Below are 23,097 nucleotides of genomic sequence, written 5' to 3'. Positions count from 1 at the left end.
CCCGGTCAGCGGACCGCGCCGGTCACCGCCCACCTGCCGGTGCGCAGCCGCAGCAGCAGGGCGACCAGCCGGATCACCACGAACACCGTGAGCCCGGCCCAGATGCCGCCCAGCCCGAGGTTGAGCGCGTACGCCAGCCAGATGGCCGGCAGGAAACCGCCGAGCGCCGCCACGATGGTGAGGTTGCGCAGGTAACGCACGTCGCCGGCACCGATCAGCACACCGTCGAGGGCGAACACCACCCCGGCCAGCGGCAGCATGACGACGAACCACGGCCAGGCCACCATGGCCTGCTCGCGTACCCCCGCATCGGAGCTGAACCACGACGGCACCACGCCCGCGCCGGCGGCGACGAGCAGTGCGAAGCCCACGCCGCAGACGCCGCCGAGCAGCCCGACCCGGCGGGCGAGCGCCCGCGCGCCCGTGTCGTCGCCGGCACCGAGCGCGGCACCGACCAGGGACTGCGCGGCGATGGCGAGGGCGTCGAGGACCAGCGCGGTGAAGAACCAGAGTTGCAGGGCGATCTGGTGGGCGCCGACGGCGGCGGCGCCGAAGCGGGCGGCGACGGCGGTCGCGGACAGGAAGCTGGCCTGGAACGCCAGCCCACGGATCAGCAGGTCCCTGCTGAGGACCAGTTGCTGGCGGATCACGCGGGGTTGCGGGCGCAGCGACACCCGTTCACCGACCAGGGCGGCGGCGAAGAGCACCCCGCAGAGCGTCTGCGCGACGACGTTCGCCACGGCCGAGCCGACCAGACCCAGCCCGCCGGGATAGACCAGCAGCGGGCAGAGCAGCGCGGAGAGCAGGTTGGGGCCGAGCACGAAGTAGAGGGGGCGGCGAGTGTCCTGCACGCCGCGCAGCCAGCCGTTGCCGGCGGCGGCGAGGAGCAGGCCGGGAGCGCCGAGGGCCGCGATCCGCAACCACTGGGCGGCGGCGTCGGCGACCTCGCCACCACCACCGGCGAGGGTACGGGCGAGCGCGCCCCCGCCGAACTGCATGCCGATCGCGATCAGCAGACCGACACCGAACGCCAGCCAGGACGACTGGACGCCCTCGGCGACCGCGGCGGCCCGGTCACCCGCGCCGAAGCGGCGGGCCGCGCGTCCGGTGGTGCCGTAGGCGACCACGGTGCCCACCCAGGCGGTGAGCGTCATGACCGTGCCGCCGACGGCGAGCGCGGCGAGCGGCACCCGGCCGAGGTGACCGACCACTGCGGTGTCGACCAGCACGTAGAGCGGCTCGGCGGCGAGCACCACGAGGGCCGGCAGGGCGAGCGTGGCGATCCGCCGGGGCGAGGCGGGTGGGTGGAGGGTGGTGGCGGTCTGGCTCATCGCGGCCGATCCTGGCACGGCTGCGGTAAGGATCGCAATCCCGCCGACTACTTACCCTGGTCGGCACGTCCCGTCGGCAGCGGCACTCAGGCTCGTCCCGGCCCCGCGCGCCGTGCCTGCCGGCCGGGAGTCGGGGCGTCGGTCGGTCTGGTCAGGCGCTTTGGAGCTGATGTCCTGGACGATTCACGCGATGACCTCGCAGACGGGTCACGCCGTAAGGTCCCAGACGGGTCACGCTGTCAGGCCCCAGACGAGTCACCCGCTGATGTCGTAGACGATTCAGCTCCAAAGGCCGAGCAGAGCGGTCCGGATCCTCCGATGGCCCCGACCTGAGGGATCAGCGTCGGACGGGTCGGATCACTGGCGGGTGTCCATCGACGTCTGCAGCGCGCGGCGGGCCTGCTCGCGGGCGTCGTCGGTGGTGGTCTCGGGCTTGGGCTTGTTCGGCATGGTGGCGCTCCTCTTCCCAGGGCGTGAGCCGCCGGCATCGCGGCGGCCCTCACGGGCGGTCCTGCTGAGCGCCCCACGGCGGTCCGGGGTTACCGGAGCAGCCGACTGGGCAGCGTGAGCCCGGGTCGATCCGACCCTGGAGGGAGGCGGCGCGGGGTGTGGCACCACCGCCCATGACCTGCACCGCCACGCGGCACCGGCCTTCTCCCAAGTTATCGTTCAGGTCCACATACTGCTTACGGTTCCCGCCATTTGGACGGTCGGCAACCCGGCTCAGCGGGCCAGGAAGTGCCAGCCCAGCCACCACCAGAACCCGAAAAGACCGATCCGGCCCACTGGCACCGAACCGACCTCGTAGCGCATCACGTAGGCACAGACCTCGCCCAGGGTGGGGATTCGGGAACCCTCCCGCCGGGCCATCCACTCGACCACCGCGAAGAGGATCAGCGCGGCGAGGAAGCCGCCGATCGCAAGCGCGCGCATCATCGCCGCACCAGCCCCCAGAAGGCGGCCAACCAGGCGAACCAGGCCGCCGACCTGGTCAGTTGATCCTCCAGAAGAGGATCGGCCAGCCGGGAGAAGGTGGGGAAGTCATCGCCGGCGGCCAGCACGAAGGTCACGCCCTCGAAGACCCCGAAGACCACCACCGGCACCGCCCACCAGGCCGCTCCCGCGCCCAGCCGGCGCGGCGCCGGCCGGCGGGGCACCCGGTTGCTCAGACCGAGCCAGATCAGCACCCCACCCGTCCCGAGGGTGAACAGGTTCGCCTCGGTGGAGAAGGACGCGAACCGGCCACCGACGAGCGACAGGCAGACGAGAACGGGAACGGAGACGGCGGGCCGGTCCCAGGCGCGGGGGGCCTCCACGGTGAGGTCGTGCGGCTGCTCCATCCCGCAATTCTTCCCGGTATCACGGAACGCGGGAAGACCAACACTCCCCGGAGCTGACCCTGATCTTCCAGACCGGAAATCGAAGGCGGCTCAGCCGATCAGCGCCGCGTCCAGCTGACCGCGGATCGACTCGACCACCTGCTCGACGGTGCCCCGACCGGTGAACCCGGCCGCGAACGTGTGCCCACCACCACCCAGCGCCACCGCGACCCGACTGACGTCCACAGCGCCCTTGCTGCGCATCGACACGGCCCACTCGGCCGGCCTGGTCTGCTTCACCACACAGCTCACATCCGCCTCGGCAGTGCAGCGTACGGAGTCGATCAGCGCCTCCAGCACATACGGCCGCTGGTCGTGCCGGGTCAGGTCGTCGAGGGTGGCGAAGGTCCAGACCAGACCCCGACCCCCGGCGGCGGCCGGCTCCAGTCGAGCCCGGCCGAGCACCTCACCGAAGAGGCGGACCGCGCCGAAGGGCCGGGTGTCGAAGACCTGCCGGGAGATGTCACCCGGCGAGATGCCGGTCGCCAGCAGTCGGGCAGCCATCTGGTGCACCGCCGGAGTGGTCGCCGCGAACCGGAAGGAGCCGGTGTCAGTGGTCAGCGCCACGTAGAGGCACTCGGCGATGGCCGGGTCCACGACCACTCCGAGCCGGGCCAGCAGTTGCTCGACCACGACCGACGTGGCCGCCGCGCCCGGGTCGACCAGGTTGACGGTGCCGAAACCAGGGTTGGAGGCGTGGTGGTCGAGCACCAACGCCGCACCCGCCGACGACAACCGCCCGGCCAACTCGCCGAGACGCGACTCGCTCGCCGCGTCGAAGCAGATCACCAGATCGGGCACCGGGTCGGCGGCGTCCGCCGGGACCAGCAGGTCCAGACCCGGCAGCCCGCGCAACGGCTCCGGCACCTCCGGCGGCCCCGGGAAGGTCGCCTGCACGTCGCGTACGCCGAGCTGCCGCAGGCCCAGACCGAAGCCGAGCATGCTGCCCAGCGCGTCGCCGTCCGGATTGATGTGGCAGATCAGCAGCACCCGGGCGGTCGGCGGGACAGCCCGCACCAACGCCTCGGCCTCGGCCCACGCCGCCTCGGCCGGGCCGAGCCCGGTCGAGGCGACGAACGCTGCGCTGGCGGTGCTGGTCACCGCGCTTCCCCACCCCGCGGGGTCTCCGTGACGTCGGCCTCGTCGGCCTCGCCCGTCTCGTCGTCCTCGTCATCCACCCGGTACGGCTGGGCCTCGCCCGCGTACTTCGCCTGGGCGGCGAGCCGCTGCACCTCGGCGTCGGCGTTGCGGGCGGCGGCGAGCAGGTCGTCGATGTGCTTGACCTGGTCCTGTACGTCGTCGAGGACGAACGCGAGGGTCGGTGAGTGGCGCAGCCCGAGCGCCTTGCCGACAGTGCTGCGCAGCATCCCCTTGGCGCTCTCCAGCGCGGCCGCGGTGTCCGCCTGGGCCACCGAGTCCCCGAGCACCGTGTAAAAGACGGTCGCGTCCCGCAGGTCAGCGGTAATCCGGGCGTCGGTGATGGTGATCATCCCGAGCCGCGGGTCCTTGATCTGGCTCCGCACCACCGACGCGACCAGCTCACGCACCCGTTCCGCGTGCCGGCGTACCTTGGCCGGATCAGACATCTCGCCACCTCCACGGCGTCCTGCTTCCGGTCGACCCGGCGACCCGGAGGCCGCCGGCCGACCGGCCAACATCTCGAACATTACCTTCGGGGCCGCTCCGGTCGCCCGGCACAGCCGGCACCATGGTCAGTCGTCGTCCGCGCCGTAGAGCCGGCGTCGAACCGACAGCAACTCGACCTCGGGGCGATTGGCCACCAGGCGCTCACAGGAGTCGAGCACCTCGCGGACGTGCGCCGTCTCGGCGGCCACCACGGCCACCGCCAGTTGCGCTCGACCATGCAGGTCGAGCGCACCCACCTCGGCGGCCGACACCTCGAAGCGGCGCAGTGCCGCCACGATCGGCCGTACATATGATCTCTTGGCTTTGAGCGACCTGGAGTCGCCCGGCAGCAGCAGGTCGAAGACCGCGGTTCCGGTGAACATCGCCCCGGACGATACCGCCAACCGGCCCCGCATGATCAAGGGGTTTACGCCGAGTGGCGTAAACCCCTTGATCAGCGTGTCACTGCCGGATCAGGCGCGAACCTTCTCCCGCATCTCGAAGGTCTCGATGACGTCGCCGACCTGGACGTTGTTGTAACCACCCAGGGTCAGACCGCACTCGAAGCCCTCGCGGACCTCGGTGGCGTCGTCCTTGAACCGCTTGAGCGAGGTGATCGTGAGGTTGTCCGCCACGACCGTCCCGTCCCGAAGCAGTCGAGCCTTCGCGTTGCGTCGGATGATGCCCGACCGGACGATGCAACCGGAGATGTTGCCGATCTTGGACGAGCGGAAGACGTCGCGGATCTCCGCGCTGCCCAGCTCGGCCTCCTCGTACTCCGGCTTGAGCAGGCCCTTGAGCGCTGCCTCGATCTCCTCGATGGCCTGGTAGATGACGGTGTAGTACCGGATCTCCACGCCCTCGCGGTCGGCCATCTCACGGACCTTGTTCGAGGCCCGCACGTTGAAGCCGATGATCGTGACCGGCTCGGACGAGGCGCTCGCGAGCATGACGTTGCTCTCGGTGATCGCGCCGACGCCCCGGTCGAGGACCTTGAGCTGGACCTCCTCGGGGATGTCGAGGTTGAACAGCGCGTCCTCCAGGGCCTCCACCGAACCGGAGACATCGCCCTTGAGGATGAGGTTGAGCGAGGTCTTCTCGCCCTCCTTGAGCTGCTCCATGAGCGTCTCAAGAGTGGCCCGGCCACGGGAGTTGGCGAAGGACGCCGCCCGCCGCCGTGCCTGGCGCTGCTCGGCGATCTGCCGCACCGTGCGGTCGTCCGCCGCGGCGAGGAACGTGTCACCCGCACCGGGCGGCGCGGTCAGACCCAGAACCATCACCGGACGCGCCGGACCAGCCTCGGAGAGCTGGTTGCCGTTCTCGTCGAGCATGGCCCGGACCCGGCCGTGCGCCCCACCGGCGACGATCGAGTCGCCCGCCCGCAGGGTGCCCTTCTGCACCAGCACCGTCGCCACCGCACCGCGGCCCTTGTCCAGGTGCGCCTCGATGGCCACACCCTGCGCCGGCCCGTCGATCGGAGCGGTCAGCTCCAGCGACGCGTCGGCGGTCAGCAGGACGGCCTCGAGCAGCTCCTCGATGCCGATGCCCGGCTTGGCCGCCACGTTGACGAACATGGTCTCGCCGCCGTACTCCTCGGCGACCAGGCCGTACTCGGTCAGCTGCTGGCGGACCTTGTCCGGGTTGGCGTCCGGCTTGTCGACCTTGTTGACCGCGACCACGATCGGCACGTCGGCCGCCTTGGCGTGGTTCAACGCCTCGATGGTCTGCGGCATCACGCCGTCGTCGGCCGCGACGACCAGGATCACGATGTCCGTGACCTGGGCGCCACGGGCACGCATGGCGGTGAACGCCTCGTGACCCGGGGTGTCGATGAAGGTGACCGCCCGGTCCTCGCCCTCGTGCGGGACGTGGACCTGGTACGCACCGATGTGCTGGGTGATGCCACCCGCCTCACCGGCCACGACGTTCGCCTTACGGATGGCGTCGAGCAGCTTGGTCTTACCGTGGTCGACGTGACCCATGACGGTCACCACCGGCGCACGGCTGACCAGACGCTCCTCGGCCACCTCCGCGTCGAGGTCGATGTTGAACTGCGCGAGCAGCTCGCGGTCCTCGTCCTCCGGGCTGACGATCTGGATGTCGAAGCCCAGGTGCTCACCCAGCAGGTGCAGGGTGTCGTCAGAACAGGACTGGGTCGCGGTCACCATCTCGCCCAGGTTGAACATCTCCTGGACCAGCGAACCCGGGTTGGCGTTGATCTTGTCGGCGAAGTCCGACAGCGAGGCGCCGCGAGAGAGCCGGACGACCTGACCCTGACCCCGGGGAGCACCCGAGCTCATGGTCGGAGCCGACAGGTTGTCGAACTCCTGTCTGCGCTGCTTCTTGGACTTGCGACCGCGCGTCGGCCGGCCACCCGGACGCCCGAAGGCACCCGCGGCGCCGCCGCCACGGCCACGACCGCCCGCACCCGGACGACCGCCGCCACCGGCCGGACCACCCGGCCGGAAACCGCCACCGGGAGCACCGCCACCGCCGCCGGGACCGCCACGGTAGCCACCGCCACCGCCGGCACCCGCGCCGCCACCGGGGCCGCCGCGGTAACCGCCACCGCCGCCGGCGCCACCGCCGGGACCGCCACGGAAACCACCGCCACCGCCACCGGGACGACCGGCGCCACCGCCACCGGGGCGACCAGCGCCACCGGGGCCGGGACGACCAGCAGCCGGGCGCTGGCTCGGCATGGACGCCGGGCTGGGCCGCGGCGGCATGGAGTTCGGGCTCGGCCGCGGCGGCATCCCCGCCGGGGTGTTGGGCCGAGGGCCACCCGCACCGGCGGCCGGGGGCCGCTGCTGCTGCTGGCCACCCTGGATGCCGAACGGGTTGTTACCGGCGCCACGCGCCGGCGGACGACCGCCGGGACGGGCACCCGGACCCGGAGCCGGCGTGCTCGGACGAGCTGCCGGCGAACCGGGACGGGGCGGCATCGCCGCGGGACCCGGCCGAGGGCCGGGACGGTTGGCACCGTCGGCCGGAGGCTCCCGGCGGACCGGGTTGTCCCGCTGCTGCTGGCGGGCGGCCTGCGCGGCCTTGACCGCGGCCTCCTGCTCAGCCTTCAGCGCGGCGGCACGCGCCTCCGCGGCCGCCACCTCGATGTCGTGGGCACTCGCCGGCTTGGCGACCGGGGTCGCCGACTGCGGGGCACCGGGAACCGGACCCTTGGGCTTGGGACCGGGTGCCGGCGCGGCCGGCCGCCGAGGCGGCATCGGCTTGGCCGAGACCCGGGGCGCGCCCGGGGTCGGGGTTGGCGTCGGGGTCGGGTTTGAAGCCGGCGTCGACGCGGGCGCCGACGGGGCGGCCGGAGCCGGGGCTCCGGCGGACGCGACGAATGCGTTACGCAGCCGCCGGGCGACGGGCGCCTCGACGGTGCTGGACGCGGACTTCACGAACTCGCCCATTTCCTTCAACTTGGCGAGAACGGTCTTACTCTCGACCCCGAGCTCTTTTGCAAGCTCGTGTACGCGGGCCTTGCCTGCCACTGCACTCCTCACTCCGAGGTCGTGCGGGCAGCACCCGCAGCGACCTCACTCGTGCACTTGAAGCCTGGTCATTTCAGGGACTTCATCGTGTGCTCATGTCGGTCGTCCTACCCTGCTAGCGACCCTCGCCCGGTCGGGCTGACCGGACGTAGTGGTTGGCGCATCGACGTGCTCCGCCAGCGCACCGTGGTCGAGGACCTCGGTGCTGCGCAGCGCACGCCCGAAGGCGCGGCGCCGCACCGCCAGCGCGAAGCAGGCCGGATCCGGGTGCATGTTCGCCCCCCGACCCGGCAGCCTGCGGCGCGGATCAGGCCGGAGGCTGTGACCAGCCTCGTCCCTGACCGCGACGATCCGCAGCAATTCGCTGGCCGGCGCACGTTGCCGGCAACCCACACAGGTGCGCTCCGGCTGCGCGCGTCGTACCACTGGAGGAAGTCTACCCCTAGCTGCCCGAGATCGCGCCGCCCGGCTCCCGCACGTGATCAGTTACCCCACGCGCCGCCGGTGCGGTCTGCTCCGCATCGGAACGAATGTCGATCCGCCAACCGGTCAATCGAGCCGCAAGTCGGGCATTCTGCCCCTCCCGACCGATGGCAAGCGAGAGCTGGAAGTCGGGAACTGTCACCCGAGCGGCCCGGTTGGCCAGGTCGACCACCTCGACCCGCAGCGCCTTGGCCGGTGACAACGCGTTGCCGACGAAGGTGCCCGGGTCGTCCGACCAGTCGATAATGTCGATCTTTTCGCCGTGCAGTTCGCTCATCACGGCACGCACCCGCTGACCCATCGGGCCGATGCAGGCGCCCTTGGCGTTCACCCCGGGGGTGGTGGAGCGGACGGCGATCTTCGTGCGATGGCCCGCCTCACGGGCGATCGCACCGATCTCGACGGTGCCGTCGGCGATCTCCGGCACCTCCAGCGCGAAGAGCTTCTTGACCAGAGCCGGGTGCGACCGGGACAGGGTGATCTGCGGCCCGCGCATGCCCTTGGCCACGTGCACCACGACGCAGCGGACCCGCTCGCCGTGCGCGTACCGCTCGCCGGGCACCTGCTCGGACTGCGGCAGCACGCCCTCCAGCTTGCCCAGGTCGACGCTGACGATGCCCTTCTCGGTACGCGTCTCGTGCGCCTGCACCACACCGGTGACCAGGTCACCCTCTCGGCCGACGTACTCACCGAAGTGCACCTCGTCGGTGGCCTCCCGCAACCGCTGGAGGATCACCTGCTTGGCGGTCATGGCGGCGATCCGGCCGAAGTCGTGCGGGGTGTCGTCCCACTCCCGCACCAGGCTGCCGTCGGGCTCCATCTCCTGGGCGTACACCAGGGCGGCGCCCGACCTGCGGTCGATCTCCACCCGGGCGTGCGGCTCGGCCCCGTCGGTGTGCCGGTAGGCGGTCAGCAGCGCGGTCTCGATCGCCGCGAGAATCGTGTCGAACGGGATCTCCCGCTCGCGCTCGAGTGCGCGCAGCGCCGCGAGGTCGATGTTCACCTCTCCTCGTCCTCCACATCATCATCGTCGTCGATGTCGTCTGAATCGTCGAACTCGTCGGAATCGTCCGCGTCGTCGAACTCGTCCTCGGGCTCACCGAGCTCGGCGAGCCGGGTGAACTCGACCTGCACACGGCCGGGGCCCAGCTGGGCGTACGCCCAGGCGGCGCGGCCGTCGTCGGTCTCCAGGTGCACGCCCTCGTCGTCGGCCGCGACCACCCGGCCGGTCAGCTGACGGTCAGCGGCGGGCTGGTCGCCGCGTTGGCCGGGCAGCGTGGCCGCGCCCCGGGCGGTGACCTTCACCAGTCGGCCCACGTTGCGCCGCCAGTGCCGGGGCAGGGTGAGCGGCCGGTCGACGCCGGGCGAGCTGACTTCCAGTTGGTACTCGCCGGCGACGATGTCGCCACCGGTCTCCTCGGCGGCGTCCAGCGCGGCCGAGACCTTCCGGGAGACGTCCGCGACGGCGTCCAGATCGATCCCGCCGTCGGTGTCCACCATCACGCGCACCACGTGCCGGCGGCCGGCCCGGGAGACCGACAGGTCCTCCAGGTCGTAGCCGGCGTCGTTGACCACCGGCTCGATCACGGCCCGCAGTCGGTCCCGCCGCGCGGCGAGGTCACCGCCGCGGGGGCCCGCAGCACCGCGGGGCCGACCCGTCGGCCTGGTGGCACGGCCACGCTGCGTCATCTCCGCACCCTCTCCCTGGTCGACGGGGACCCGTGGTCCCGCCATGCCGGCACGCCACCGGAGTGGACACGCCGGTGGTTGCGCAGAGCGTAACGCGCCTGCCCGGCGGCGGACCGGGCGGCGCACCGACGCCGGTGACCCCCGGAGCGGCACGGATGGTGTTGACTTGCCCGGTGGGGATCGGCAGAACGACACAGCGCGACCAAGCATCCGGACATTCCCGGCGAAAGCTCCTGAGTGCCGGGGTGCTGCTGGTGCTCGGCGGTGCCGTGACGCCGCTGACCGGCTGTGATCTTTTCGACCGCGACGACCAACCGACCCCACCGCCCGACCCGCTACGGCCGATGGTGGACGAGTCACTCGCGCTGGCCGCCGCGTACCGGGCGAACGCGACCGCCCACCCCGAGCTCGCCGACCGGCTCAACCCGATCGCCGAGACGCACACCGCGCACGCCACCGAGCTGGCCCGGGTGATCGGCGTGACGGTGCCGTCGGCGGCCCCCGCCACCCCTACCACCGCCCCGGCCGCCGACCCGAACGGCGCGCGCGCCGCCCTGCGGGCGCTGGAGAAGACCGCCCAGCAGTCCGCCGCCGCCGCCTGCGCCGCTGCGCCCGCGGAGCGGGCGGCACTGCTCGGGTCGATAGTCGCCGCCCGGGCAACCCACCAGGAGGCACTGAAGTGAGGCAGCCGTCCGCAGGGGAGGCACTCGCCTCCGCACTGTCCGCCGAGTACGCGGCCATCTACGCCTACGGACGGATCGGTGTCCGGCTCAGCGGAGCCGCGCGGGACGCGGCACGCCAGGCGGAGGCCGCGCATCGACGCCGACGCGACGCGCTGGTGGTGCAGCTCACCGCGGCCGGCGGAGTCGTCCCGCCGGATCGCGCCGGGTACGCCCTGCCGTTCCCGGTCACCGACCGGGCCAGCGCCCTACGGCTCGCCGCCGAGGTGGAGGAGCGCACGGCCGCGCACTGGCGGGCCGCCCTGGCATCCACCACCGGCGCGGAGCGGGAGCAGGCGTTGGCCGCCCTGGTCGAGTACGCCGTGCGGGCCACCCGGTGGCGGAAGACGGCCGGTCTGACCCCGCTGACTGTCCCGTTTCCCGGCCGACCGACCTGAACCCGTCCACTCCGGTTGCGGTACGCATACCAGGTATGCATACTCCGTTGCCATGTCCATCCGTCACGGGTTGCTCGCCCTGCTCGAACGCGGCCAGATGTACGGGTACCAGCTGCGCGCCGCGTTCGAGGAGTCGACCGGCTCGACCTGGCCGCTGAACATCGGGCAGGTCTACACCACGTTGTCCCGGCTGGAACGGGACGGTCTGGTGCGCCCGCTGCCGGAGAGCGAGGGCGGACAGCGCCCGTACGAGATCACCGACGCCGGCCGGGCGGACCTGGCGCTGTGGTTCGCCACCCCGATCAGTCGTACCGACCGCCCCCGTGACGAACTGGCGATCAAACTGGCGCTGGCGCTGACCACCCCCGGAGTCGACGTCCGGTCGGTGGTGCAGGCCCAACGCAGCGCGACGATGCGGGCCCTTCAGGAGTTGACCCGGTTGAAGTACGGCAGCAACCGGCCGGAGGACCTTCCCTGGCGCCTCGTACTGGACTCGATGGTGTTCCAGGCCGAGGCCGAGGTGCGCTGGCTGGACCACTGCGAGACCAGTCTGGTCCGGCACCAACCCAGCGGCCCGGCGCCTCCGGCCACCCGACCCGATGACGCCAACGAGCGGGACGCGGCTCGATGGGCCGGCGAGGAGGCAAGACGGTGAGCGGATCGGACGACGCGGTGCTGGAGCTACGCGCCGTCCACCGCACCCACGGCACCGGGCCGGCCGCGGTGCACGCGCTACGCGGGGTCAGCCTGGTCGTCCGGCCCGGCGAGTTGGTCGCCGTGATGGGACCGTCCGGCTCCGGCAAATCGACACTGCTGGCTCTCGCCGGTGGGTTGGACCGTCCGACCGGCGGCGAGGTCCGGGTCGAGGGGCAGCCGCTCGGGGCCTTGGACCGCCGCGGGCTGGCCCAGCTGCGCCGCCGTCGGATCGGCTACATCTTCCAGCAGCTCAACCTGCTGGGCAGTCTGAGCGCGCTGGAGAACGTGGCGCTCCCGTTGGAACTCGACGGGACCAGCGGCCGGCGGGCCCGCGCACTGGCCATGACCGCGCTCACCGAGGTGGGGCTGCCCGCGTTGGGCGACCGTTTCCCGGACCAGCTCTCCGGCGGGCAGCAGCAGCGGGTGGCCATCGCCCGTGCGCTGGTGGGCGACCGTCGGCTGGTCCTCGCCGACGAGCCCACGGGGGCGCTGGACTCCCAGACCGGCGAGACGGTGCTGCACCTGCTGCGCCGACGGATCGACGCGGGCGCCGCCGGGGTGCTGGTCACCCACGAGGCGCGCCACGCCGGCTGGGCCGACCGGGTGGTGTTCCTCCGCGACGGCGTGCTGGTCGACACGACGGCACCGCTGGGCAGTGTCGAGCAGTTGCTGTCCGGCAGCGACCGGTGACCGTTCGCCGTCCGACACGGGCTCCCGGTCGGGCGGGCGCCGCGACGCCGGGGCCGGTCACGTCGCCCGCCCCGGTCGGTCGGCGGCGGTTCGCCGAGCTGACCGGCTCCTGGCGGGCCGCGCTGCGGATCGCCCGGCGCGAGTCACGCCGGTCCCGGCGGCGGACCGCCCTGGTGCTCGCGATGATCGCTCTGCCGGTGGCGGCGCTCGCCTTCCTGGCGGCGAGCTACGACATGGCCGAGCTGACCCCACAGGAACGCGTCGACCGCCGGCTCGGCGTGGCCGACGCGGAGTTGCAGTGGATCGCCAGCAGCCCGGTGCGGCAGGACGACTGGGGTGAGGCCTGGTCCACGCAGGACGGCGAGCCGCCCGCGAGGGTCACCGCCGCCCAGATGACCACCCTGCTGGGGCCGGGCACCCGGGTCACCGAGCTTCGTCCCCGCGTCCCGCTGACACTGCGCGGCGCGAACCGCGACGAGATGGTGGACGGGCGGGCGCTCGACCTCACCGACCCGTTGGCCCGAGGACTGGTGCGGTTCCGGGCCGGCCGGGCACCACAACAGGCCGGCGAGGTGGCCGTCAGTCCGATGGCGCTGCGCCGCCTGGGCCTGCGCCTCGGCCACGCCGTGGCCACCGCCGACGGCAGCAGGGCGTACACGGTCGTGGGGGTGGTCGAATTCCCCGACGACCTCGGGCCGGTCGTGGCGCTGCACCCGGGGGCCGTGCAGGCGACCGGCCCGGAGCCGGACAGCGTCTGGTTGGCGGACCTGCCCGCACCGGTGGACGCGGCGCTGGTGTCCCGGCTCAACGAGCGGGGGGTGGTGGTCACCGCCCGAAGCCCGGTCGGCTCAGGGACCACTGCGGACCGGACGTGGTTCGGTGCGATCAGGCAGAGCGGCGCCAACGACCTGAGCACCGGCGTCCTCATCGCCGGCCTCGGACTGCTGGAGGTCGTCCTGCTGGTCGGGCCGGCCTTCGCCGTCGGCGTCCGCCGCCGACGGCGGGATCTGGCGCTGGTCGCGGTGGCCGGCGGGGACGCCGCCCAGCTTCGTCGGGTCGTGCTGGCCGACGGTGTGGTGTTGGGTGTGCTGGGGGCCGCCGCCGGCCTGCTGGTCGGCGTCAGCGCGGCGTTCGCCGGTCGCCCGCTGATGGAGCAGTACGTCTTCAGCGCCCGTTTCGGCGGCTACCGCTGCTGGCCGAGCGCGCTGTTCCTACTCGGTGGCGTCGCGGTGCTGGCCGGGGTGCTCGCCGCGCTGGCACCGGCCTGGACCGCCGCTCGGCAGGACGTCAGCGCCGGGCTCGCCGGACGACGCACCCCGGCGAAATCTCCGGGCCGCTGGTTGGCTCTCGGACTGGCGCTGGTGGTCGGCGGGGCGGCGCTGGCGGCGTTCGGAGCCACCCAGACCTCCCCGGCGGTGGTTCTCACCGGGCTGATCCTCGGCGAGTTGGGCCTGGTCTGCTGCACGCCCACGCTGCTCGGGGCGCTGGCCCGCCTCGGCCGGGTGCTGCCGCTGGCGCCGCGGATCGCACTGCGCGATGCCAGCCGCAACCGGGCCGCCGCGGCACCGGCCATCTGCGCCGTGATGGCCGCCGTCGCCAGTAGCGTCGCCCTCGGCGGATACCTGGCCAGCGACGGCGCGCGCGACGCGCGCACCTACCGGCCGGCGCTGCCGACCGGTCACATGCTGGTGTACGCCAACCGGCCGGACGGCCAGCCCACGCTGGCGCAGGTCGCCGACGCGGCCCGGGACCAGTTGGGGGTCGACGCGGTAGCCACCGTGTACGCGCCCAACTGCGACCCGACCGGTGCCCGTTACTGCGACGTGGCGCCCGTCCTCCCGCCGAACCGAGCCTGCCCGTTCCAGCCCGGCGACAGTCTTCCCGCCGCGCACCGCCGGCAGGCGCGGGCCGACCCACGCTGCCAGATCCGCACGGCCGACTCCTACGGCGGCTACGTCGAGCCCTGGGTGGACGACGGCTTCGCGCTGCCACTTCTCACCGGCGCGGACCCGGCGACGACCGCCGCCGCCACGGCGGTACTGCACGCCGGCGGCGTGGTGGTGACCGACCCGCGCTACCTGCACGACGGCCTGGTGACCGTCCGCGTCTTCAGCACCGACGGGAGAACGGATTCGCCGGCCACCGTCCGCGACCTGCCGGGGTACGCGCTGCCCCAGGCGGTGGGCTCCTCCCGCCTGCTGTTGTCGACCCACGCGGCCCGGCAGCTCGACATGAGCTGGTCCCCGTCCGGCTGGGTGGTCGGCACCACGACCCCTCCGGACGAGGAACAACGGGCGCGCTTCTCCGCCGCGCTGCGTTCCTTCGGAACGTTCTCGCTGACCGTTGAGTACGGCGGCGCCCCACGCGACGTCTCACCGTTGCTCCTGCTGTTCGCCGCGGCGGCCGGGCTGATCACCGTGGGGGCGGCCGGGATCGCCACCGCGCTCACCGCCGCCGAGGGACGCGCCGAGCTGACCACCCTCGCGGCCGTCGGCGCGGCCCCGGCGGTACGCCGGCAACTGGCGATCTGCCAGGCCGGGGTCATCGCCGGTATCGGTTCGGTGCTCGGCATCGTGGCCGGCCTCGGCACCGCCGCCATCGTGCTGGTCTCGGTGAACCGGCAGTACGCCAGTGACTGGCCGGTGTCCGATCCGTACCCCTTTCTGGTGCCGTGGCCCGCGCTCGGGGTCCTGGTGCTGGTGCCGGTGGTGGCGATGCTCGGTGCGGGCCTGTTCACCCGGGCCCGACTGCCCATCGAGCGGCGGCTGGACTGACCGGTCCGCCGGGCAACCGACAGTGGACCGCGTGGGGGTGCCGCCGGGGCTGGGCAGCCGGCAGACTGATCGGCGTGTCAGTACTCAGGAATGTCGTCCGTCGAGCCGGTCATCATCGCTGGTTCGGCGCCACCGCGCGCCTGCTGGTCCCGGCCGATCGGATGGTTGGTCGACTCACCCGGGGTCGGGTGGTCGCGCTCGGCCTGCTCCCCTCCCTGCTGATCACCACGACGGGTCGCCGCTCCGGCAAGCCCCGCAGCAATCCGCTGCTCTACGTGCCCGACGGCGACGCGTACGTGGTGATCGGCTCCAACTGGGGGCAGACGCATCACCCGGGCTGGGCGATGAACCTGTTGGCCGATCCGGCCGCCGAGGTGGACGTGAAGGGCAGGCGGGTCGCGGTGCGGGCCCAGCGGGCCTCCGGCGCGGAACGGGAGCGGTTGTGGCAGCTGCTCGTCAGCGCGTGGCCGGCATACCACACCTACGTGCGGCGGGCCGGTGGACGGGAGATCCACATCTTCCGGCTGGCCCCGACCGGGCGCGGCGCGTCCGAATCGCCGCCGTCGGCTGACTAGGCTGACGCTCGGTAGTTGAGGCGAGGTGGTTCCGTGAGTGTGAGGAGCGAGCCGGGGTTGCGAGCCCCGCAGCCGCGAACAGAGCCGGTCCGGTGAGTGAGCGGGCCGGCGTCGACCGGGGCCTCGACGATCGACGGTGGACGGTCGCGGAGCGGGTCGCCGAGGCAATCCGGCGGCGGTTCCCGGCCGACACGCTCGCGATCGCCGTACACGGGCCTCTGGCGCACGGTGACGACGACGGCGGCGGGGACCGCGAGGCCGGGTTGCTGGTGGTCACCTATCGGCCCGGGACCGGCCCGTCACCGGCGACCCGGCGGGTCGACGGGGTGCTCGTCGACCTGACCGTGGCCGCCGCCGAGGACTACCTGACCCAGGCGCGGGTGCTCTCACCGCTCTGGCCACTGACCGCCGACCGGTACGTCACCACGCAGGCGTTGCACGATCCGACGGGCTGGTTGCGGACGCTGCGCGACGAGCACCTCGGTCGGCTGGCCCGGGCCCGGCCGGCGGAGTTCAGCACCGCGGCTCGCCAGGCCTGGTACAGGGGCAGCGCGGCACACTCCCGGGCGGCCCGGCTGGCCGAGTGGTACGAGACCGATCAGGCTCTGCTGATGCTCGCCGAGGCCCGGCTGGCGGCGGCCACGGTGACCGGTCTGCTGAGTCGCACGTACTTCCGGGACCCGGGGGACGCGGTGCGGCGCACCGGATTGGCCGGGGCGGACATGACCGAGGTGGGTGTGGTGCTGGCGCGGCAGGCCGAGGAGCTGGCCGCCCGTGGTCGGGCGGTCGACGGCACCGTCGACGAGCTGCTCAGCACCTGAGGCGCGTCACAACCCGCCCGGTACGCCGATCAGCGAGCCGATCAGATAGGTGGCGCCGGCCGCCGCGGCGCCCAGCAGCAGCTGGCGCAGCCCACTGGTCCACCAGGGACGGCGGGTGAAGCGGGCCACCACGGCACCGGCGGCGAACAGCCCGAGGCCGCCGACAGCGAGCGCCAACCACAGTTCGGTCGCGCCGAGCAGGTACGGCAGCAGCGGCACCAGCGCGCCGATCGAGAAGAACAGGAACGACGAGATCGCCGCGGCCCACGGGCTCGGCTGGTCGTCGGGGTCGACACCCAGTTCCTCGCGGACGTGCACCCGCAGCGCCTCCTCCGGGTCGCGCCGCACCGCCTCGGCGACCTGGGTGGCGAGGTCCCGGGGCAGCCCCCGGGCCACCCACGCGTCGGCCAGCTCCCGGGCCTCCGCCTCGGGGTGCCGCTCCAGCTCCCGTCGTTCCTTGGCCACCTCGGCGGCGACCTGCTCGTTGGCGGAGCGCACGCTGGTGTACTCGCCGAGGCCCATGGAGATCGCACCGGCGACGAGGCCGGCGGTGCCGGTGAGCACGATGCTGCGCGGCGACACTCCCCCGCCGCCGACGCCGGCGATCAGGGCGATGTTGGTGACCAGGCCGTCCATCGCGCCGAACACGGCCGGGCGCAGCCAGCCGCCGGAGACGTCGGCGTGGTGGGCCTCGCGCAGCGCCGCAGGAGTGTCCGTCACGGCAGGGTCAGGATCTCGTGGCCGTCGTCGGTCACCACGATGGTGTGCTCGAACTGCGCCGTCCACTTGCGGTCCTTGGTGACCACTGTCCACCCGTCGTCCCACATGTCGTACTGGTAGGTGCCGAGGGTGATCATCGGCTCGATGGTGAACGTCATGCCGGGCTCCATGATGTCCGTGGGGCGCGGGCTGTCGTAGTGCGGCACGTAGAGGCCGCTGTGGAAGGCCTCGCCGATGCCGTGGCCGGTGAAGTCGCGCACCACGCCGTAACCGAACCGCTTGGCGTACGACTCGATCACGCGTCCTACCACGTTGATCTGGCGTCCCGGGGCGACGGCGCGGATGCCGCGCATCATCGCCTCGTGGGTCCGCTCGACCAGCAGCCGGGCCTCTTCGCTGACCTCGCCGACGCAGAAGGTGGCGTCGGTGTCACCGTGCACCCCACCGATGTACGCGGTCACGTCGACGTTGATGATGTCGCCGTCCTGCAGGACCGTGGTGTCCGGGATGCCATGGCAGATGACCTCGTTGAGGCTGGTGCAGCAGGACTTCGGAAAGCCCTTGTAGCCCAGGGTCGACGGGTACGCGCCGTGATCGCAGAGGAACTCGTGCACCACCTTGTCGATCTCGTCGGTGGTCACGCCGGGTTTGCAGTGCTCGCCGGCGAGCTGGGTCGCCTGGGCGGCGAGCCGGCTGGCGATCCGCATCTTCTCGATGGTCTCCGGCGTCTGCACGTGCGAGCCACGCCACTCCCGCGGACGCGTCTTGCCCACGTACTCCGGTCGGGCGATCTGGGACGGCACCGGTCGCATCGGGGAGAGCGTGCCTGGTGTCAGCGGCGGACGGACGGTCATGCCGCAAGCCTATCGCCGGGGCCGCTGGTGACCCGCGCCACGGCTGCCCGGTGGAGGTTGTTGCCCTGCCAGAGTGGCTGTGCCATGGTGTCAGCGTGGATCAAGGGGGAGCACCGCCCGTCTTCTCCGCCAGCGCCGAGATCGACGGTGACCACCTCCACGTCGTGGTGGCCGGCGAGGTCGACATGGCGACCGCGGACACGATGCTCCAGACCGCGCTGCGCGAGCCCGCCGCCGGGAAGATCACTCTCGACCTGAGCGCCGTCACCTTTTTCGACTCGGCCGCCATCCACGCCCTGGTCCGGCTGGCCCAGCAGTTTCCGGGGAGGCTCAGCGTCCGCCCGTCCCGGCAGGTGCGCCGGGTGCTGGAGATCTCCGGCCTCGGCGAGCAGGGCTGGCTCGACCCGGCCTAGGCACCCGGCCGCCGCCGCGGGCGCGGTCAGTCCTGCAACTGCCGGCGCAGCGTCACCTCGGTGCCCTCGGCGGTACGCCGAACCGACAGCTCACCCAGCGCTCTGATCAGCTCCAGGCCGCGGCCCCGGAAGCCGGAGCCGGTCGACTCCCGCCACTGCCCGCTGTCGCGCACGGTGGCCGTCACCGTCCGACCGTCGATGGCCACCTCCACACCGATCATGGCCTCGGCGGGGTGGACCGGGTGCTCGATGGCGTTGGCGGCGGCCTCGGAGACGGCGACGGTCAGGTCGAACCTGTCGGTCTCGCCGACGGAGTGGGCGACGAGGAAATCCTCCAGCCGCTTGCGGAGCACGCTGAGCCGGGTCGGGTCCGCCGGTAGCCGCAGCGCGAAGCGGTTCAGCTCCGCCGCCTCCAGGGCGAGAACCGCCACGTCGTCGCGGCGTGGCCGCCCGGTGACCCGCTCGACCACCGCGTCGATCAGGTCCACCACGTGCTCGCTCGGCGTGGCCGCGTCGATGCGCAGCTGGGCCAGTGCGGCGTCGATGCCGAGCTGGCGGTCCTCGACCAGCCCGTCGGTGTAGAGCAGCAGGCGAGCGCCGGCCGGCAACTCGCCCTCCACCGACTCGTAGGTCGCGTTGGGGAGCGCGCCGACAGGTGGGCCGAGCGCCCGGTCGTGCAGGAACGCCACGTCGCCTCCGGTGATCAACAGTGGGGACGGGTGACCGGCGCTCGCGTATCGCAGCCGCCCGGTGCCGGGGTTGAACAGCAGGCAGACCACCGTCGCGAAGGAGCGGGCCTCGGTGGAGCCGACCAGCCGGTTGAGCCGGGTCAACGACTCACCCGGATCGAAGCCCTCCAGCACGTACGCCCGCAGCGCGTTGCGCAGTTGCCCCATCGCCGCTGCGGCCCGGACGCCCTTACCGACCACGTCGCCGATGACCAGCACCAGTTCGTCGCCGTTGAGCGCGATCGCGTCGTACCAGTCGCCGCCGACCTCGACGTCGGCGCTGCCGGGCAGGTAACGGCTGGCGATCACCGCGCCGGGTAGCTGGGGCAGTGATCGGGGCAGCAGGCTGTGCTGGAGGGTGGTGGCGATGCGGTGTTCGGCTTCGTAGAGCTGGGCGTTCTCCAGTCGCACCCCGACGAGCCGGGCCAGCTCGGTCAACGCGGCGTCGTCAGCTTGCGCCTCGTCGCCGGCGGCCCGCCAGACCCGCAGCTCACCGAGCTGCTGGCCGGCGGTGCCGGTCAGCTCGGCCACGAAGGACGGGTCGGCGGCGGTGGTGCCGCCGCCGTCCGCCTCGAAGCGCGCCTCGGCCGCGGCGACGACCACCCGAGCCGCCTCGGCGAGGCTCAACGCGTGCCGGGCGGCAACCTGGAGCACGTCGGCGGTGGATCGGGCGGAGTTCACCGCCACCGCCGCGTCGGCCAGCGCGCGGAGCCGGCGGATGATCTGCCCGCGCAGCTGGCCCAGCTCGACGTTGGCCCGGACCCGGGCGATCAGCTCCTGCGCGGAGAACGGCTTGGTGAGGTAGTCGTCGGCGCCGACGGCGAGACCGGCGACCTCCTCCGCGGAGCCGGCGCGGGCAGAGAGCAGCACGATCGGCACATGCCGGGTACGCGGGTCCGCGCGCAGGGCGCTCACCAGGCCGAACCCGTCCAGCCGGGGCATCATCACGTCGGTGAGCACCAGGTCGAACCCACCCTCGCGGGCCAGCGGCAGGGCTTCCAGCCCGTCGTTCGCGGTGACCACGTCCCAGGTCGGGGAGAGCAGCCGGCTGACGTGCTCCTGCAGGTCGGCGTTGTCGTCGACGACCAGGATCCGGCCGGTCGAGACGCCCTTCGACGGCTGCGGGTCGAGCTGCGGTGCCGACGCGACGCCAGCCCAGAGCGCGGTCTCCGCCACGAAGAGCCGGGCCTGCTGGGGCTCACCCACCGGCAGTGGGTCGGACGCCGCCACCTGGTCCGCCGGCAGGTGCGCCGAGCCGAACGGGACGGTCACCGTGAAGGTGCTGCCCACGTCGACCTGGCTCGTCAACCCGACCTCGCCGCCGTGCATCTCGACCAGTTCCCGGACCAGCGCGAGGCCGATGCCGGTGCCTTCGTGGGTGCGTGCCCGCACCCCGGGCACCCGGTGGAACCGTTCGAAGACGTGCGGCAGCTCGTCCGTCACGATTCCGATGCCGGTGTCCGTCACGTCCAGCCGGGCCGCGCCCTGCACGGCCCGGACCCGCACCCGGATCTCGCCGTCGAAGGTGAACTTGACCGCGTTCGACACCAGGTTGAGAACGACCTTCTCCCACATGTCCCGGTCGACGTGGACCGGCATCGGCAGCGGCGGGCAGTCAACCACCAGTCGCAACCCGGCCCGTTCGGTGGCCGAGCGGAAGGTGCTGGCCAGCCGGGCGGTGTAGTCGGCGAGGTCGGTGGGCTGGAAGCGGGCGGCCAGCCGACCGGACTCCAGCCGGGAGAAGTCCAGCACGGTGTTGACCAGCTTGAGCAGGCGCAGCGCGTTGCGGTGCATCATGGTGAGCCGGTCGGTGTCGGTGGGGGGCAGCGCCGGGTCGGCCAGCATGTCCTCCAGCGGGCCGAGCACCAGGGTCAGTGGGGTGCGGAACTCGTGGCTGACGTTGGCGAAGAAGTTGGTCTTGGCCCGGTCCAGCGCCGCCAGCTCGGCGGCGCGGGCCCGCTCCTGCTGGTACGCCCGCTGGGTGCCGACCGCCCGGGAGATCTGGGCGGCGACCAGGTCGAGGAAGTCGCGGTAGTCGTCGCCGAGCGGCAGCTGGCGGGCCACGCCGACGACCAGCGCGCCGACCGTCTGGTTGGTCGCCGTGAGCGGCAGCACGAGGGCCTGGTCCGCGGCGTCGACCGGCAGTTCGTCGAGCAGAGCGGCCACCTCGATGGTGGCGGGCGCGTCATCGGCGCTGAGCCGGGCCGACAGGTGCGCTGTGACATCGGCGGCGGGCGGGGTGGTGCCGGTGCAACCGGCCAGGGTGAGCTGGTCGCTGCCGTCGGCCAGGTAGACCAGGGCGAACGGCACGTCGGCCCGGTGCCGGCCGAGCACCTCGGCGGCGGTCCGGCCCAGCTCCGTGGCGTTGCCGATGTCGCTCAACTCGGCACCCAGTTCGGCCAGCGCGCGCAGTCGACGCTCGCCGAGCACCCGCCCGGTGGTCTCGCTGACGATGCAGTAGACGCCACTGACCGAGCCGTCGTCACCGCGGATCGGGTCGTACGAGACGTTGAAGTAGGTCTGCTCGACGAAGCCGTACCGGTTGAGCAGAAAAGGGTGGTCCTCGCCCCGGTAGGAGCGGCCGGTGCTCCGGACGTTGTCGAGCAGGGGGCCGAGCACCGCCCAGGTCTCCGCCCAGTTCGCGCGGGCCGGTTGGCCGATCACGTCCGGGTGTTTGTCGCCGATGGTCGGCCGGTAGGCGTCGTTGTAGAAGGCCAACTGCTCGTCGCCCCAGAACATGACGATCGGCGCGCTGGAGGCGAGCATCATCCCGACGGCGTTGCAGAGTGCCGGGGGCCACTGACCGGGCCCGCCGAGGGGGCCGGAGGACCAGTCGACGGAGGCCAACCGCTCGCCCATCTCGCCACCGGCCGCGAAAGCGGCCGCCAGCATCGGCGGGGTCTCGCGACCGGACAGGGCCGGATGCCCGATGTCCGCGCCCCCCTGGGCCGAGCTCATGCAGCCTCCCCGCCCCGGCCGTACCCCTCGACCGTTGATCTTCACCCGCTGTGCCTCGACTTGTACCCCAGCGGACCAGCAACGTAACGCATCACGGGCGATGGACGCTGCTTACGTACACCTGGGCCGTCGGGCACCGGACAGTGCGGGTGGTCGGCGGCGTCGAACCGCAGCGGCCGAAGCGCACTGACGAGTCAGAAGACCGGCAGTCCGTCGATGCTTGCCGCGTTCTTGGTGGCCCGGTAGACGACCAGGTCATCGGAGCTGCGGCGGGAGTGTGAGGTGAGTAACAGATCGCGCTCGGCCCGGAAGTCCATCAGCGGCACCGCGTATCCGCAGGAGTCACTGACCCGCTCCACCTCGACGCTGATGACCGCCCGGACGGCGTGCACGTCCGGCGGTGCGGGAAACTCGGCGAGCCGATCGGCGAAGGCATCGTCGGTGACCGCGACGCTGCTGCCCCGACCGTGCAACCGGACGATCTTCGGCGGGCCGTCGAAGGCACAGAACATCAGCGTGATCCGGCCGTTGTCCCGCAGGTGGGCGATGGTCTCCGCCCCACTGCCGTGATAGTCGAGGTAGGCCACCCGGTGCGGGCCGAGGATCACGAACGTGCCCCGCATGCCCTTCGGTGAGACGTTGACGTGCCCGTCGACCCCGGACGGGGCGGTCGCCACGAAGAACAGCGGTTGGGCCACGATGAAGTCACGCAGTCGAGAGTCGATCTCCGGATAGACCTTGCCCAT

Annotated in this window: 22 protein-coding genes; 8 read left to right on the top strand and 14 right to left on the bottom strand. The window is 72.5% G+C overall.

The window, feature by feature from the left end; genetic code table 11:
• Positions 1–5 precede the first annotated feature (5 nt).
• The 10 genes from AB0877_RS10570 to rimP all read right to left on the bottom strand — a co-directional run bounded on the left by AB0877_RS10570 (position 6) and on the right by rimP (position 10,005).
• A complete protein-coding gene (locus tag AB0877_RS10570) occupies positions 6–1,331 on the bottom strand; it encodes an MATE family efflux transporter (protein WP_366608318.1) in 1,326 nt (441 codons plus the stop codon).
• Between the two features lie 723 nt (positions 1,332–2,054).
• On the bottom strand, positions 2,055–2,264 hold the full coding sequence (locus tag AB0877_RS10565) for a DUF6186 family protein (RefSeq protein ID WP_181548655.1): 210 nt from the start codon (positions 2,262–2,264) through the stop codon (positions 2,055–2,057).
• Entirely contained in the window at positions 2,264–2,671 is a 408-nt protein-coding gene (locus tag AB0877_RS10560; RefSeq protein WP_210784728.1) for a hypothetical protein, read from the bottom strand. The genes AB0877_RS10565 and AB0877_RS10560 overlap by 1 nt, the downstream gene beginning before the upstream one ends.
• Positions 2,672–2,761: 90 nt before the next feature.
• Positions 2,762–3,811, bottom strand: a complete 1,050-nt coding sequence (locus AB0877_RS10555) for a bifunctional oligoribonuclease/PAP phosphatase NrnA (RefSeq protein WP_366608317.1) — start codon at positions 3,809–3,811, stop codon at positions 2,762–2,764.
• Positions 3,808–4,296 (bottom strand): 30S ribosome-binding factor RbfA, encoded by a 489-nt coding sequence (gene rbfA, locus AB0877_RS10550; RefSeq protein ID WP_366608316.1) that lies wholly within the window; start codon positions 4,294–4,296, stop codon positions 3,808–3,810. Before rbfA ends, AB0877_RS10555 begins: the two co-directional genes overlap by 4 nt.
• Before the next feature lie 126 nt (positions 4,297–4,422).
• Complete coding sequence (locus tag AB0877_RS10545) at positions 4,423–4,719, bottom strand: DUF503 domain-containing protein (RefSeq protein WP_238671751.1); 297 nt, start codon at positions 4,717–4,719, stop codon at positions 4,423–4,425.
• Positions 4,720–4,809: 90 nt separating this feature from the next.
• Positions 4,810–7,833, bottom strand: a complete 3,024-nt coding sequence (gene infB, locus AB0877_RS10540) for a translation initiation factor IF-2 (RefSeq protein WP_366608315.1) — start codon at positions 7,831–7,833, stop codon at positions 4,810–4,812.
• A gap of 93 nt (positions 7,834–7,926) precedes the next feature.
• Positions 7,927–8,259 (bottom strand): YlxR family protein, encoded by a 333-nt coding sequence (locus AB0877_RS10535; protein WP_112624296.1) that lies wholly within the window; start codon positions 8,257–8,259, stop codon positions 7,927–7,929.
• A gap of 16 nt (positions 8,260–8,275) precedes the next feature.
• The gene (nusA, locus tag AB0877_RS10530) at positions 8,276–9,319 is read right to left on the bottom strand and encodes a transcription termination factor NusA (RefSeq protein ID WP_366608314.1); all 1,044 of its coding nucleotides are present in this window, start codon (positions 9,317–9,319) and stop codon (positions 8,276–8,278) included.
• Positions 9,316–10,005: a ribosome maturation factor RimP gene (rimP, locus tag AB0877_RS10525; RefSeq protein ID WP_366608313.1), complete on the bottom strand. Its 690-nt coding sequence runs from the start codon at positions 10,003–10,005 to the stop codon at positions 9,316–9,318. The genes nusA and rimP overlap by 4 nt, the downstream gene beginning before the upstream one ends.
• Before the next feature lie 155 nt (positions 10,006–10,160).
• Here rimP and AB0877_RS10520 point away from each other — a divergent pair, with 155 nt between their 5' ends.
• From AB0877_RS10520 to AB0877_RS10490, 7 genes are all read left to right on the top strand, one after another.
• Positions 10,161–10,688, top strand: coding sequence for a hypothetical protein (locus AB0877_RS10520; RefSeq protein WP_366608312.1), 528 nt, complete (start codon positions 10,161–10,163; stop codon positions 10,686–10,688).
• On the top strand, positions 10,685–11,122 hold the full coding sequence (locus AB0877_RS10515; protein WP_366608311.1) for a ferritin-like domain-containing protein: 438 nt from the start codon (positions 10,685–10,687) through the stop codon (positions 11,120–11,122). The genes AB0877_RS10520 and AB0877_RS10515 overlap by 4 nt, the downstream gene beginning before the upstream one ends.
• 52 nt (positions 11,123–11,174) lie before the next feature.
• A complete protein-coding gene (locus AB0877_RS10510) occupies positions 11,175–11,777 on the top strand; it encodes a PadR family transcriptional regulator (protein WP_366608310.1) in 603 nt (200 codons plus the stop codon).
• A gap of 17 nt (positions 11,778–11,794) precedes the next feature.
• On the top strand, positions 11,795–12,508 hold the full coding sequence (locus AB0877_RS10505; RefSeq protein WP_366608428.1) for an ABC transporter ATP-binding protein: 714 nt from the start codon (positions 11,795–11,797) through the stop codon (positions 12,506–12,508).
• Positions 12,505–15,282 carry an FtsX-like permease family protein gene (locus tag AB0877_RS10500; protein ID WP_366608309.1) on the top strand — a complete coding sequence of 926 codons (2,778 nt, stop codon included), beginning with the start codon at positions 12,505–12,507 and terminating at the stop codon, positions 15,280–15,282. Before AB0877_RS10505 ends, AB0877_RS10500 begins: the two co-directional genes overlap by 4 nt.
• A 74-nt stretch (positions 15,283–15,356) precedes the next feature.
• Positions 15,357–15,857 (top strand): nitroreductase/quinone reductase family protein, encoded by a 501-nt coding sequence (locus tag AB0877_RS10495; protein WP_366608308.1) that lies wholly within the window; start codon positions 15,357–15,359, stop codon positions 15,855–15,857.
• Between the two features lie 92 nt (positions 15,858–15,949).
• Entirely contained in the window at positions 15,950–16,678 is a 729-nt protein-coding gene (locus tag AB0877_RS10490; RefSeq protein ID WP_366608307.1) for a nucleotidyltransferase domain-containing protein, read from the top strand.
• 6 nt (positions 16,679–16,684) lie between these two features.
• Here the strand turns inward: AB0877_RS10490 and AB0877_RS10485 are convergent, their stop codons facing one another.
• Both AB0877_RS10485 and map read right to left on the bottom strand, forming a co-directional pair.
• On the bottom strand, positions 16,685–17,398 hold the full coding sequence (locus AB0877_RS10485; RefSeq protein WP_366608306.1) for a VIT1/CCC1 transporter family protein: 714 nt from the start codon (positions 17,396–17,398) through the stop codon (positions 16,685–16,687).
• Entirely contained in the window at positions 17,395–18,252 is an 858-nt protein-coding gene (gene map, locus AB0877_RS10480) for a type I methionyl aminopeptidase (RefSeq protein WP_366608305.1), read from the bottom strand. Before map ends, AB0877_RS10485 begins: the two co-directional genes overlap by 4 nt.
• A 95-nt stretch (positions 18,253–18,347) precedes the next feature.
• On the opposite strand from map, the gene AB0877_RS10475 reads away from it, so the two are divergent.
• Positions 18,348–18,665, top strand: coding sequence for an STAS domain-containing protein (locus AB0877_RS10475; protein WP_366608304.1), 318 nt, complete (start codon positions 18,348–18,350; stop codon positions 18,663–18,665).
• Positions 18,666–18,691: 26 nt separating this feature from the next.
• On the opposite strand, the gene AB0877_RS10470 is transcribed toward AB0877_RS10475, so the two are convergent.
• The gene (locus AB0877_RS10470; protein ID WP_366608303.1) at positions 18,692–22,351 is read right to left on the bottom strand and encodes a SpoIIE family protein phosphatase; all 3,660 of its coding nucleotides are present in this window, start codon (positions 22,349–22,351) and stop codon (positions 18,692–18,694) included.
• 194 nt (positions 22,352–22,545) lie between these two features.
• Complete coding sequence (locus AB0877_RS10465) at positions 22,546–23,097, bottom strand: pyridoxamine 5'-phosphate oxidase family protein (RefSeq protein WP_366608302.1); 552 nt, start codon at positions 23,095–23,097, stop codon at positions 22,546–22,548.

Source organism: Micromonospora sp. NPDC047644 (assembly GCF_040704315.1).
Taxonomy (GTDB): Bacteria; Actinomycetota; Actinomycetes; order Mycobacteriales; family Micromonosporaceae; genus Micromonospora.
The sequence above is the reverse complement of the archived record's forward strand: the minus strand, read 5'-3'. Positions and strand labels throughout refer to the sequence as shown.

Excerpts from the sequence above, each read along its gene's own strand:
- AB0877_RS10570 (WP_366608318.1), bottom strand. The coding sequence starts at position 1,331 with ATGAGCCAGACCGCCACCACCCTCCACCCACCCGCCTCGCCCCGGCGG.
- AB0877_RS10565 (WP_181548655.1), bottom strand. The coding sequence starts at position 2,264 with ATGCGCGCGCTTGCGATCGGCGGCTTCCTCGCCGCGCTGATCCTCTTC.
- AB0877_RS10560 (WP_210784728.1), bottom strand. The coding sequence starts at position 2,671 with ATGGAGCAGCCGCACGACCTCACCGTGGAGGCCCCCCGCGCCTGGGAC.
- rbfA (WP_366608316.1), bottom strand. The coding sequence starts at position 4,296 with ATGTCTGATCCGGCCAAGGTACGCCGGCACGCGGAACGGGTGCGTGAG.
- AB0877_RS10545 (WP_238671751.1), bottom strand. The coding sequence starts at position 4,719 with ATGTTCACCGGAACCGCGGTCTTCGACCTGCTGCTGCCGGGCGACTCC.
- rimP (WP_366608313.1), bottom strand. The coding sequence starts at position 10,005 with ATGACGCAGCGTGGCCGTGCCACCAGGCCGACGGGTCGGCCCCGCGGT.
- AB0877_RS10520 (WP_366608312.1), top strand. The coding sequence starts at position 10,161 with ATGGTGTTGACTTGCCCGGTGGGGATCGGCAGAACGACACAGCGCGAC.
- AB0877_RS10510 (WP_366608310.1), top strand. The coding sequence starts at position 11,175 with ATGTCCATCCGTCACGGGTTGCTCGCCCTGCTCGAACGCGGCCAGATG.
- map (WP_366608305.1), bottom strand. The coding sequence starts at position 18,252 with ATGACCGTCCGTCCGCCGCTGACACCAGGCACGCTCTCCCCGATGCGA.
- AB0877_RS10470 (WP_366608303.1), bottom strand. The coding sequence starts at position 22,351 with ATGAGCTCGGCCCAGGGGGGCGCGGACATCGGGCATCCGGCCCTGTCC.
- AB0877_RS10465 (WP_366608302.1), bottom strand. The coding sequence starts at position 23,097 with ATGGGCAAGGTCTATCCGGAGATCGACTCTCGACTGCGTGACTTCATC.